General features: G+C 39.5%; 7 protein-coding genes. 4 read left to right on the forward strand and 3 right to left on the reverse strand.

Annotated features, from left to right (window positions below; genetic code table 11):
• Positions 1 to 11 precede the first annotated feature (11 nt).
• Together ACOVO2_RS07020 and ACOVO2_RS07025 are read left to right on the forward strand one after the other, a co-directional pair.
• Positions 12 to 1,613, forward strand: a complete 1,602-nt coding sequence (locus ACOVO2_RS07020) for a SusD/RagB family nutrient-binding outer membrane lipoprotein (protein WP_421769286.1) — start codon at positions 12 to 14, stop codon at positions 1,611 to 1,613.
• Positions 1,614 to 1,704: 91 nt separating this feature from the next.
• Positions 1,705 to 4,941: a VCBS repeat-containing protein gene (locus ACOVO2_RS07025; RefSeq protein WP_421769287.1), complete on the forward strand. Its 3,237-nt coding sequence runs from the start codon at positions 1,705 to 1,707 to the stop codon at positions 4,939 to 4,941.
• A 24-nt stretch (positions 4,942 to 4,965) separates the two neighbouring features.
• On the opposite strand, the gene eat is transcribed toward ACOVO2_RS07025, so the two are convergent.
• Complete coding sequence (gene eat / locus ACOVO2_RS07030; RefSeq protein ID WP_421769288.1) at positions 4,966 to 6,294, reverse strand: ethanolamine permease; 1,329 nt, start codon at positions 6,292 to 6,294, stop codon at positions 4,966 to 4,968.
• Between the two features lie 322 nt (positions 6,295 to 6,616).
• On the opposite strand from eat, the gene cysS reads away from it, so the two are divergent.
• Positions 6,617 to 8,104: a cysteine--tRNA ligase gene (gene cysS, locus ACOVO2_RS07035; RefSeq protein WP_421769289.1), complete on the forward strand. Its 1,488-nt coding sequence runs from the start codon at positions 6,617 to 6,619 to the stop codon at positions 8,102 to 8,104.
• A gap of 60 nt (positions 8,105 to 8,164) precedes the next feature.
• On the opposite strand, the gene ACOVO2_RS07040 is transcribed toward cysS, so the two are convergent.
• Positions 8,165 to 10,303: a hypothetical protein gene (locus tag ACOVO2_RS07040; RefSeq protein ID WP_421769290.1), complete on the reverse strand. Its 2,139-nt coding sequence runs from the start codon at positions 10,301 to 10,303 to the stop codon at positions 8,165 to 8,167.
• A 422-nt stretch (positions 10,304 to 10,725) separates the two neighbouring features.
• On the opposite strand from ACOVO2_RS07040, the gene ACOVO2_RS07045 reads away from it, so the two are divergent.
• Complete coding sequence (locus ACOVO2_RS07045; protein ID WP_421769291.1) at positions 10,726 to 13,053, forward strand: carboxypeptidase-like regulatory domain-containing protein; 2,328 nt, start codon at positions 10,726 to 10,728, stop codon at positions 13,051 to 13,053.
• 13 nt (positions 13,054 to 13,066) lie between these two features.
• On the opposite strand, the gene ACOVO2_RS07050 is transcribed toward ACOVO2_RS07045, so the two are convergent.
• A partial coding sequence (locus ACOVO2_RS07050; protein ID WP_421769292.1) for a DNA replication/repair protein RecF occupies positions 13,067 to 13,609 on the reverse strand: 543 nt, incomplete at its 5' end.

Below are 13,609 nucleotides of genomic sequence, written 5' to 3' on the forward strand. Positions count from 1 at the left end.
TTAGGCTTACAATGAAAAAAATAGGATATATATTAATTCTGACCGTATTTTTCTCTTCATGTACAGATAACTTTGAAGAAATAAATACTGACCCCAACCGCACAAGTGCGGCTGTTTTCAACCCTAACTACCTTTTGTCTCAGTCGCAGTTTGAATACGGAAATACTGGCTATTCACAGCTATTATTTCAAAGTATGTGGACGCAGGTTTTAGCTTCTACATTCTCGTATTATGGCAATGGCGATAAGTATGTTCCGTCAGGTAGCTTTGTTGCGTACCAAGGTCGTGTGCACGAAGAAACATACCGTGCTGCTTCGTTGTCTTACGAAATGATGAATTTGGTAAAAGATAAGCCAGAAATGTCGAATCTTTACAACGTTGGTACAATCATGAAAGTGCTTTGCATGGCTCGCATTACAGATTGTTATGGCGATGTTCCTTATACTCAAGCTTTAAAAGCGAAGGAAGGAATCACGCTTCCAAAATACGATACGCAATCAAGCATTTATCCTGCTATGTTGACCGAGTTAGATGCAGCAATTACTGCACTTAGCACTGCTAAAGCAAAACCAACTGCTGATTTAATGTACGGTGGTGATATTGCTAAATGGAAAAAATTTGGTTACTCGTTGATGTTGCGTTTGGCAATGCGTTTATCTAAAGTAGATGCTGCTGCTGCCAAAACTTGGGCTGAAAAAGCTTTTGCTGGTGGTGTTTTTACAAGCATCGACGATAATGCTAAGGTATTGACTGATAATGCAACTGCTGGTAATAATACAAGTGGTGCATTGAGAGTGCCTGACGATTACCGTGAGGTTCGTTGGAGCAAAACTTTCATCGATTATTTAAAAGCAACTGCCGACCCACGTTTGGGTGCAATTGCTGAAGTAGCACAAGCGGGTTATATAAACAACACCAACCAAGCATTGGCAGGTGACAATACTGAGTCTATCCAAATTGGACTTCCAAATGGCTATGATTTGAATGGTGGCAGTACTGATATTGCTAAACATCCTCAATACCCTGGTGCTTCAGGTACTGGTGCTGATGTGGCTCGTGTTGGGAAATATTCTCGTCCACGTACATCTGTGTTTGTAGATAGAAGTGGTGTAAACTTCGTGATGACTTATGCTGAAACCGAATTACTCTTGGCTGAGGCGAAAGTTAGAGGCTGGAACGTTGGTGCAACAACTGCCGCTGACCGCTACAAAAATGGTGTGAAAGCTGCTGCTGCTTCATTGGCACAGTTTAACCCAACTGCTGGTTCGGATGCGGCTATTGCAAAAGCAGTAGCGGCAATGGATGCTTTCTTAGTTAAAAACCCATTGAATGTTAGCTCAACCGATGCTTCTATCAAGCAAATCAATGAGCAAATTTGGGTAGCAACTGGTATCACTTTCAATTTCATCGAAAACTGGTCTAACTGGCGTCGTTCGGGTTTCCCTACCTTGACTCCAGTTGTATATCCAAACGGATTCTCTAACGGAACAATTCCGAGAAGAATTCCGTACAAATCATCTGAACCATCTTACAATCCTGAGAATTATAAAACTGCGGTAGCAGCTATCAGCGGTGGAGATACGTTCACTGCACGAGTTTGGTGGGATAAATAAGTAGATTTGTTTCATATAGTGGTTAACAGAAACGGAGCTATCTTTGCTCCGTTTCTTTCATTTTAAGCAAACCAGAAATATTTTGTTACGTATGAATCGTTATTTTCTTTCTGTAAAAATTATAGCTATCGCCAGCATGGCGATTTTAGCTTCTTGCTCTTCAAAAAACAAGAAATTCGATAAACTTAGCTCAGCCAAAACGGGCGTAACTTTCATTAATAAAATAGAAGAAAGTGAAACCCTCAATGTACTTGAATACGAGTATTTCTATAATGGAGGGGGCGTCGCAGCGGCCGACTTCAATAATGATGGTTTGCTTGATTTATATTTTACTGCAAATCTTGCGAGCGATAAACTGTACATCAATAAAGGTGGAGAATCTTTGAAGTTTGAAGATATCACGGAGTCGGCAGGAATTGGCTATAACGGAGAATGGAAAACTGGCGTTTCGGTGGTTGATATCAACAACGATGGCTGGAATGATATTTATGTATCGGTTTCGGGCAATATTGATAATCCTGCTCTTAGAAAAAATAAGCTTTATATCAATAATAAAAACTTAACGTTTACAGAAAAAGCGGCCGAATTTGGCCTTGATTGCAACGGCTACACCACACAAACAGCATTTTTTGATTATGACAAAGATGGCGATTTAGATGCCTACGTCATGAATCATAATGTAAAAGATTTTAACCGCTTTGATGTGCAGGCGGTTCATGCCATGCGAGATTCACTGGCAGGCGATAAATTACTCAAAAATGAAGGCGGGAAATTTGTTGATGTTTCGGTTGAAGCAGGAATCAAAGGAAATCCGATTGGTTTTGGATTGGGACTTCATATTGCCGACCTCAACAATGATAATTGGCCAGATATTTATGTTTCCAACGACTATATCGAATCAGATTATCTGTATATCAATAATAAAAATGGCACATTTAGCGATAACATCGCCCAAATGACTGACCACACAAGCTACTATTCGATGGGAAATGATGTGGCCGATTTCAATAATGATTTGCTGCCCGACATCTTCACGCTTGATATGCTTCCCGAAGATAATAAACGTCAAAAACTCCTCTTTGGCCCCGATAATTATGAGGCGTATTTATCAATGTTGAAAAATGGTTTTCACCCCGAAATCATGCGAAATATGCTTCAAATGAACAACGGTGACGGAACTTTCAGCGAAATCGGGCAAGTATCAGGCGTTTCAAATACTGATTGGAGCTGGTCAGCTCTTTTTGCCGATTATGACAATGATGGCTACAAAGATTTATTCGTTACCAACGGTTATCTGCGTGATTATACCAACATGGATTTCATGAAGTATTATGCCGACCAAAAAAATAGCGGTGAGAAAAGTATCTTAGAGATTATCAAAGAGATGCCTTCTTCGCTCAACTCAAACTATATTTTCAAGAATAATGGCGATTTGACATTCTCGAATCTGACCAAAGATTGGGGAATCGAACACCCTGTCAATTCTCACGGAGCAATTTACGCCGATTTAGACAATGATGGCGACCTCGAACTGATTGTTAATAACATGAACGAAGAAGCCAGTATTTACAAAAACCTTCAACAAGAAAACGACCCACAAAATTTTGTTTCGATTAGCTTAAAAAAGAATAACCAGAGCATAGAAGGCACAAAAATATATGCCTATTCGGGAGGTTTGAAACAATACATCGAAGCTTCGAATCTTCGTGGCTTTCAGAGTAGTGTGGTTGCTCCATTACATTTTGGCTTAGGCAAAAATCAGAAAATTGATAGCGTCCGAATCGTCTGGAATGATAATTCTACGCAACTCATTACCAATCTTGCGGTTAATAAAATCTGTACGATAAATTATCAAAAAGGCGTAGAGTTTCAGCCAAGCATTGAGCCAAATAAGTACTTTGATGAATTTCAAAACGTAGCTTTTAGTCACGGACAAATGCCCTTAAATGATTTTAGCCGACAAGTACTTTTACCACAAATGTACTCGTATCAAGGCCCCGCTTTGGCAGTTGGCGATGTCAATGGCGATAAATTGGAAGATGTATTTTTGGGTGGAGGAAAAGGTTTCAAAGGAAAAATACTTTTGCAAGATAAAGCGGGAACTTTCAGCGAAAAAGAACAAGCCGATTTTAAACAAAACGAACTTTGTACGGATGCCGATGCCGCATTCTTTGATGCCGACCAAGATGGCGACCAAGACCTCTACGTAGTAAGTGGAGGATATGAATATTTGGTTGATGATTTTCTGCTCCAAGACCGCCTCTATCTGAATGATGGCAAAGGAAACTTCACCAAGTCAGAAGACAGACTTCCGCCAATTCGTAATTCAAAAAGTAAAGTTGTGCCGTTCGATGCCGATAATGATGGAGATTTAGACTTATTTCTGACGGGTTATGTAGTTCCGCACAATTATCCTGCTTATAATCCTTGCTCGTTTTTACTCAACGAAAAAGGTGTTTTTAAAGAAGTTCCCAACGAAGTTTTCACCAAACTTGGTGTTGTAACCGATGCCGTGGCTATTGATATAAACAAAGATGGACTAAAAGACCTTGCCTTAGTTGGCGAGTGGATTCCCGTAACGCTACTGATGAATCAAAAAGGTGGTTTTCAGAAAAAAGAATTACCAAACCTGAATGGTTTTTGGCAAAGCATCGAAGCCGCTGACCTCGACAACGATGGTGACCAAGACCTTGTTTTGGGCAATCTGGGGCTAAATTCTCAATACAAAGCTTCGGTCAGTGAGCCTTTTACGCAAACGGTAAAGGATTTTGATGGAAATGGACTCATCGACCCGATAATGTCTTACTACATCCAAGGTAAAAGTCACCCAGCTTACAGTTTAGATGAACTGGCGGCTCAATTGCCTAATGTCCGAAAAAAATATACCAACTATCAATCCTTTTCAGAAGCCCAAACGAGCGATATTCTGACTTTTTTAGATGAAAAAGATTCTTTCACTAACAAAATCCATGAATTGGCTTCGGGTGTTTTGCTGAATCAAGGTGGAGAATTGAGTTTTATGAAACTTCCTGTTCAAGCTCAGTTTTCGATGGTGAACGCTATCAGCCTAAAAGACATCAACAACGATAAATTACCCGATTTACTTTTAGCAGGTAATAATTCAAAAATGCGAGTACGAATCGGTAATTTAGACGCCAATCACGGACAGGTATTTGTAAACAAAGGAAAAGGAGTTTTTGAGTTCGTACCACAATCAAAATCGGGCTTAAATCTTCGTGGCGATGTTAAAAACATAGCTTTTGCGGGCGATAAACTGCTCTGCGGCATCAATAATGCTCCAATGAAGTTTTATCAACTACGAAAATAGCTTTCAGTTCTTGCTTAAAGCTGGTTATTCCCAATCAGTTTTAAGCATTTTTGCAATGATAAAACTACCAATCAAAATTCCGAAGAAAACCAGCGAAAGATTGAAATTATAAATAATCATAGCTACCAAAGCCACTGAAGCTATAACTAAAGCAATAATTGGTGAAATTGGATAAAACGGTACTTGAAAAGGACGTTTAAGTTTAGGTTCTTTTTTGCGTAAAACCAATAACGAAACCATCGAAAAAATATACATTGTCAAAGCACCAAAAGCCGAAAGAATAATAATATCGGCAGTTGAATTGCTCAAAAGTGCCACAATTCCGAAAACCATGTTCAACAGTAAAGCGTTGGCAGGAGTTTTGAATTTTGGGTGAACATTGCCCATAAATTTTGGAGCATTTCCTACCCTACCAAACTCAAAAGTTGCTCTTCCTGCCGCCAAAACTAAGCCATGAAACGACGCAATGAGTCCGCAAGTGCCAATGCCAACTATCAATTGATAAACCCCGCTCGTATCGCTCATAATTTTGCTCATAGCCATCGGTAAGGGTGAGTCTGTTACGCTTCCGTCGGCTTTGTAAACGATTGATTCCCAGCCGTTTATTCCGACAGCCGTAATGAAAGTCAGCACACACAAAACCACCAAAGTGGCCATTGCTGAGCCAAATCCCCACGTAATATCTTTTTGTGGATTATTCGATTCTTCGGCCACATTTGCCAAACCTTCAATTCCCAGAAAAAACCAAATCGCAAACGGTAAAGCCGCAAAAGCTCCACTCCAACCATTCGGCAAATTATTAGTCAATAAGTTTTTCGCTTCAAATTTCGGAAAAGTGAAATACCAAAAAATAATCAAACCCAAAACCGCTAAAATCGTGATAATCAGTTCAAATGCTGAGGCGAGTTTTGTGCCGAGTATATTGAGCAAAGTAAAAACCAGATACGCCCCAATGGCCACTCCTAAAATAGAAAGTTGCGGAAAAACCGCATTGAAATAAGCCCCAATTCCAACCGCAATAGCAGGCGGAGCAAACAAAAATTCAATATTCTGAGCCATTCCTGCCAAAAAACCCCATTTTTTTCCTAAAGCTCGATTAGCGTAATCGAAAGCACCACCCGCTTGCGGAATAGCACAGGCCAATTCGGCATAACTCAACGAAAAAGTAATATATAAAATAATTACAAAGAAAGTTGCGATGGCCATTCCAAACGTACCGCCTTTTTCAAGACCGAGATTCCAACCGAAATACATTCCTGAAATAACATAGCCAACGCCCAAGCCCCAGAGCAAAGTTGGTGTAAGGCTTTTTTGAAGTTTTTGTTCGTTTGATGGGCTGAGGTTTGATGACATGGCAAGGTTTTAGTGTTGAGTTAATATCCTTAAAGTAAGGTTTTTAATCGCAAAAAATCAAGTGATAAACCATTCGATTCTAAAAATCTTATAAATCCTGCTATGTTTTCGTATATGTTCTGTAATTTTGTAAAAAACACCCAAGTAATGTCTCATACGTCTGCCTTTCGATGTTGTTGTTGTCGGTAATCGCATTACGCTAATTCTTCAAAAATTAGTCAATTCCATTTATTTTTTCTCGAAAACAAAGAGTTTTGATAGAATCGTTAGTGAAAAAAAATTCACACATTCGCTCATTCACTCATTCACTCATTAAATTTCTATGCAAAATCTGAAAATTTATAATACGCTAACTCGTCAAAAAGAAGAATTTAAGTCCATCACACCCAACCATGTAGGAATGTACGTTTGTGGGCCAACGGTTTACAATAATGTTCACTTAGGCAATGTCCGCACGTTTATGACTTTCGATGTACTTTATCGTTATCTTACGCACATTGGCTATAAAGTGCGTTATGTACGTAATATTACCGATGTTGGTCACTTAGTAGGCGATGGCGACGAAGGAGAAGATAAAATCGGCAAAATGGCCAAGCTCGAAAAACTCGAACCAATGGAAATAGTACAACGCTATACCAACGATTTTCACACGGTTTTGGAGCAGTTCAACTTTTTGCCACCAAGCATCGAACCAACGGCTACTGGTCACTTAATCGAGCAGATTGAGGCTGTTAAGACCTTGATAGAAAAAGGTTTAGCTTACGAATCGAATGGTTCGGTTTATTTTGATATTAATAAATATAACGAAGGCGGACACGAATATGGCAAACTTTCGGGTAGAATCTTGGAAGACCTGCTGAATGAAACACGTGAGTTGGATGGACAAGCCGAAAAACGCAATCCGCTTGATTTTGCGATTTGGAAAAAAGCCAGTCCCGAACACATCATGCAATGGCAAAGTCCTTGGGGAATGGGCTTTCCGGGTTGGCACTTAGAATGTACTTGCATGAGTACCAAGTACTTAGGGGCTCAGTTCGATATTCACGGTGGTGGAATGGATTTAAAATTCCCGCACCACGAATGCGAAATTGCACAAGGTGTGGGCATCACGGGCAAAGAGCCTGTAAAATATTGGATGCACTCAAATATGCTTACCGTAAACGGACAAAAGATGTCGAAATCTTTGGGGAATTCGTTTCTTCCAGCCGAACTTTTCGCAGGAAGCCACGCTTTGCTCGAACAAGCATACAGCCCAATGACGGTGCGTTTCTTCATGCTACAATCGCAGTACAGAAGCACGCTTGATTTCTCGAACGATGCCCTAAAAGCAGCACAAAAAGGCTTCAGAAGATTGACAAATGGTCTTAGAATTGCGAAAACACTTACATTTGAGCCAGCCGAAGTTGCCACTGACGAGAAGAAAAAACAAGACATCGAAAAATCAATCGTTGCATTTTATGATGCCATGAACGATGATTTGAATACCGCAGTTGCGATTGCACAATTATTCAATTTACTGAAATATGTAAACATGATTTACATGAACCAGTTGCAACCAGCCGCTATCGGAGAAGAAACTTTCAATGAGCTAAAAGATAAGTTTGTACTTTTCATTGAAGGAATCTTAGGTTTGAAAGAAGAAAAAGCCGAAAACTCAGATGCAGTTCTGAATGGTATGTTGAATCTTTACCGAGAATATAAAGCCGCTCAACAATACGATAAAGTTGACGAAATCAGAAGCTATTTCAAAGCCAACGGCATGTCAATCAAAGATATGAAACACCGAATTGATTGGGCTTGGGAGGAGTAAAAAATAACAGAAATAGGTGACTACTGTAATACGTAATCACCTATTTCCACTATTCATCTACTAAATTGTTATTGCTGCTTGAGTTTTTATTTCATCAATTACAGCCGTTTTCAAGCCTTTCTTTTCAAATATGCCAACCATATCTTGCATTATTTCTTTGGCTGCTTGCTCATTTCCTGCTTCTTTCTGACAAGTAGCCATGTTTCGCATTGCCATATTTAGCGTAATATTATCAACACCATCATTGCCCTTCGATTGCTTCACAACTTGGCTTAGCATTGTTTGATTCAAAGACTCATCACTTGGCCGAACTTCAATAACTTTCTCAGGGAGAACTGTTTTGAAACTTCTACCCGCATTGATGCCTTTGACCAAGGCTGCATAAGAAGATAAACTATTTTTGGCGTATTTATCTAATACTAAGTCAAGGGCAGCGTTACCATTTTTTAGACTTGTCGAATCTGAGCCTAAGAAATAAAACAGATGACCTTGGTCGGCTCCAAAATACAAGTCTGCGATTTCATCTTCACCTGCCGTTACTGGCGATTTCACTCGCAATGTCACTTCATTTGAAACAACTGGACTACCATCTAAAGCTAAGTAAACCGCTTTAATCGTATAAAAACCCACTTGGTCGAATGAAAATCCACCTTTTCCGTAGCCAATGTAGGCACTTTCATAAATAGCAGGATTTTCGGCATTCAGGGTCTGCACATCTGCCAAAGCCAAATGCTCCATGAGTGGCTCATAAACTACTGTTTCTTTATTAGGTTTTTGAATGGCTATTCGTACAAAATCAAAGTTCGGATGAAGGCGAGCATTCACTGTTTTTCCACGCATATCATACGTAGATAGTTTCAAATCAACCACAACTGGCTCTCCAAAAGCATACGAACTTCGGGTTTCGATACGAAGATTTAGACCCGAATTATCTTCAATAGCATCTTGAAAATCAGACAAATCAGCATGGTTGTGTAGTCCGGAGCCAACCGCAAAATTACTTCCTCCCATAATTACATTATTTCGGAAAGCATGGCGTAAATGGATAACCTCTTCATTATCAAACTGGAAGGCAAAGTTATTCCAGAAGTTAGCTGGAGAACCAAATGCACTATTCCAAGGATAATTCATCCAAGATAAAGAATTATTACGATTCGGTATTGATGGTGTACCCAGGCTTTTTTGCCACGAATGTAATAGGTTAAAACTATGCCCTAATTCGTGTACATACGTATAAAGTTGTAGTCTTTGCTGTTGAGCACTTGTTCCGCCAATGCCAGTGTGAAAAACTGCACATCCTTGTCGCTGTTTGCCCTGTTGATCAAACATAATTCCGTAAAGACCCGCCCCTAAATCATGCAGCATCGCCTCTAAAAGCCAAACTCGCCAAGCCGGCTGGTCGCTCCACGACGTAAAATTATTTACCATAGCTGCATGTAATTCACTATTACTCCAAGATGCACCAATCGGAGCTGTTGAGACAATATTTGTTCCGCCAGTATTCAGCATTTCTATTCCACATTCGGCATAAGCACTAGTTACAGACAGATTTCGGGCTGCACCGCCAGAAGTTAATGATCCTGTATTATATGATGTGAATGATGTAATACCAGCCACTCTATCTTGTTCGTATTGAACGGTTCTAAAAAAACGAGATTCGAACTTATTTATGTAGGTCGCACCTGCTGCACCCGCTGCACTTGCAAAAAACGTAAGCGTGGCATCGGCTTGTGGTGAAAAAATTAGGTTTCGTGGAATAGAAATTTTTATGTACGGATAACCTGTAGCAAAGGTTCCTGTTGACATTCCTTCTATTTTTACTAAGCTTGACCCATATATTATCGAAGGGCTAGAGATAACAAATGACCCAAAATAATTTTTAGTAGCTCCTACAAATTGAAAGAAGTCGCCACTTACTTTATTGAGGGGTCTATTTCCATCAACATCTATCCTAAGTTCGAGCTCAAATACACCCAACTTTCCTCTATATCTTCCACTCACACGGTGTCGAGCAATTGGAATTGGAGTTGGAATAATGGGTGGAATACCTGCTTGATTTATGTCCTCTTCTTGTGGTGAATCTGCCTCACCATGAAACGGATTAAAAACCGACGGGTCAACAAAGTTTTCGTCTAATTGATTTATTTCGGCTGCTACTATTTCTGTGTTAGCAATTGCCGATGGATCTGTGTTTAGCATAATTTTATTTATTTAAAATTTAGAAAATAAAAACCTAGGTCGTCAGCTACAAGCCAATGACAAACGCTAATGATTATGAAAATTTGGGTAATTTTTAGAAAATACTACTGTTAGAGAAATTCCATGGCAAAGCCCTAACAACAGCAAAAATTGTGTTCTAAATAAAGTTTTTTGTAAATAGTGATTGAGGAAGCAAGCATTCAAGATTTATTTATATTCTTGAATGGTATGTGTAATTTTACAGCAGTAGTTAATGAACAAATACTATTTCTCGTATTTTCTAATCAAACATAATTGATAGCAAATCCTTTTCAAAAGAGTTTTTATTTAACGGTCCGTGCATTTTTTATCATATAAAAATCAAGTTTCGAGAAGTTATACTAATTTTAAAAACCTAAACCTTCATGAATAAACCTTTTTAGATGAAAATCAGGATTTTTATACCTATTATATTTTTTGCTACAATCATTTCAGGGGCCGCCCAAACCCCTACCCAAAATCTTCGAGGAAGAGTTTTAGATAAGGAAACTCAACAACCTATACCGGCGGTTTCGGTCATTATTTCACCATCAAACAAAGGCACTACTACTGACAACGAAGGCAATTTCCGCTTTGAAAAGCTACCAATCGGGCGTTATTCGCTTACCTTTTCTATGATTGGCTATGATAAACGTACCTTACCAACGCTCGAAATTGGTAGCGGAAAAGAGTTGATTCTGACAATAGAAATGACCGAAAGTCCACAATTTTTGAAAGAAATTGTCGTAAAGGCCGAACAAAGCAAAGAAAAAACCTTAAACGAACTCGCCATCGTAAGTGGCAGGCAATTTACGGTGCAGGAAAGCAACCGCTACGCAGGCGGATATGCCGACCCCGCACGTATGGCAATGGCTTTTGCAGGCGTTACATCGGCTGGCAATGACCAAAATAACGAAATCGTTATCAGAGGAAATTCTCCCAAAGGTTTACTTTGGCGGTTGGAGGGAGTAGAAATACCAAATCCTAATCATTTTGGCGATGGACAAGGCTCAACGAGTGGAATCATCAGCATGATAAATAGTGGAAGTTTGGCAAATTCTGATTTTCTAACGGGAGCTTTTCCTGCCGAGTATGGAAATGCCACTTCGGGTGTTTTTGATTTAAAACTACGAAGAGGAAACGACCAAAAACACGAATTTATGGGTCAACTAAGTGTCATTGGTTTAGAAGCTGCCGCCGAAGGGCCAATTTCTAAGAATGGAGCTTCATATCGTTTTAATTTTCGCTATTCTACGCTCGAACTTCTACTCAAATCAGGGCTACTGGCCATCGAAACGGGTGGATTTAAACCTGCTTACCGAGACATGAATTTTACGGTAAACCTACCTACAAAAAAAGCAGGAACATTTTCGCTTTGGGGCGTTGGTGGCCTAAATTTCTCGGACGATAATGGCACAACCTTCAGAGCAAACGAACGTAACCAAATGGGCGTAAGCGGCCTAAGCCATAAAATTTCGACGGGTAGTAAAGGATATTTTTATTCCGTTTTATCGGCCTCAGACGAATCTAACAAGTCATTTCAAGAGAATTTTATCAATAATACAACTTGGGTAACGACCAATCAGAACCTATATGCTTATAATAATCTTCGCTTTTCGACACTCTATAATTATAAGATAAATTCTCGTGGCACAATTCGTACAGGGCTTATCATCAGTCGATTAGGTTACAAACTAAACGAAGACCGCCGAGATAATGCCCGAAACAGGTTAGTAAATTACCTTACCGAAAACGATGCTACGCAGTTTATTCAGGCTTATAGTCAAGCAAAATATAATCTCTCTCAGAAATTGAGCATTACGGGCGGCGTACATTTCAACCGTTTTCTATTGAATGATAATCAGACCATCGAACCACGTTTTGGGTTGCGTTATCAAATTGATGAAAAACAAACGCTCAGTGCTGGTTTTGGACTTCACAGTCGGCTTGAACCAATTTCTTTATATCTCTACAAACGCCGTAGAACGGGCGAAATCTTCGTGCAACCCAACCGTAATCTGGGCATGACTCGTGCCGCTCATTATGTGATTAGCTACGACCGCAGTATGGGAGAAAATACTCGCCTGAAAATTGAAGGTTATTATCAGAAATTATTTGAAGTGCCTGTTGATTCAAACCGCAAAAACTTCTTTTCGATGCTCAATTCTTCATCGGGTCTGACAACAACAGTGCTTGCAAATGATGGTCTGGGCGAAAACCGAGGTTTGGAGCTAACTTTAGAGCGGTATTTTGCCAAAGGATATTATTTTTTGCTCACAGGCTCATTATTCGAGTCGAAATTTAAAGCAAGGGACAATCAGTGGAGAAATACGGTTTTTAATAATACGTATGCAGGAAATGCGTTGGCAGGAAAGGAGTTTCCGCTTGGCCGAGAAAAACAACATTTCTTTGTGATAAATAGCCGATTAATGTGGCGAGGCGGGAATCGGTACATTCCAATAAATTTGGCAGAATCAATCAAGAGAATTACGACCGTTACCGACGCTACGCAAGCGTATGTGCCTCGCCTACCCGATTATTGGCGAATTGATTTGGGAATTGCCTATAAAATCAATAAAATGGGTGCAACATGGACGCTGAGTGCTGATTTACAGAATGTTACGAACCGAAAAAACAAAATTCAACAACGCTACAATAGCACAACAAAGCAAATTTACTATAATTACGCCCTGCCAATTGTACCTATTTTGAACTTTAAAGTTGATTTTTGAGACGAGAAAAAAGCTATTTTGTACGAATATAATTTATCTCAGCCTTTACATTTTCCAGAATTTTTTCGGTTCGTTCGGGGCGGGCATCCGAAATAAAAACCTGTCCAAAAGTCTGATTATCAATACTTTCTATGAGTTTCTGAATTCGGCGGTCGTCGAGTTTATCGAAAATGTCATCTAACAGTAAAATGGGTTTTACTTCTCTCAATTCCTCCAGCATCTCAAATTGTGCTAATCGGAGAGCCATCACAAATGATTTTTGTTGCCCCTGCGAGCCAAATTTCTTGACAGGATAACGGTCGATTTCAAAAACGTAATCGTCTTTATGAATACCTTTGGTGGTGCGTTGGGCTTTTACGTCAGTTTGTCGATTTAATCTAAATTCTTTCACAAAATCTCCACTGGCCACTTCTGACTCATAAATAATTTCTACTTCTTCACGCCCTTCACCGAGAATTTGATAGTGTTTCTTAAAAATTGGTAGAAATTTTTCGATAAAGTTTCTTCGTTGTTCAAAAATCCTGATGGCAATTTTCACCAAAGGGTCGGAGTAAGT

The sequence above is a fragment of the Emticicia sp. genome (assembly GCF_049241225.1).
Taxonomy (GTDB): Bacteria; Bacteroidota; Bacteroidia; order Cytophagales; family Spirosomataceae; genus Emticicia.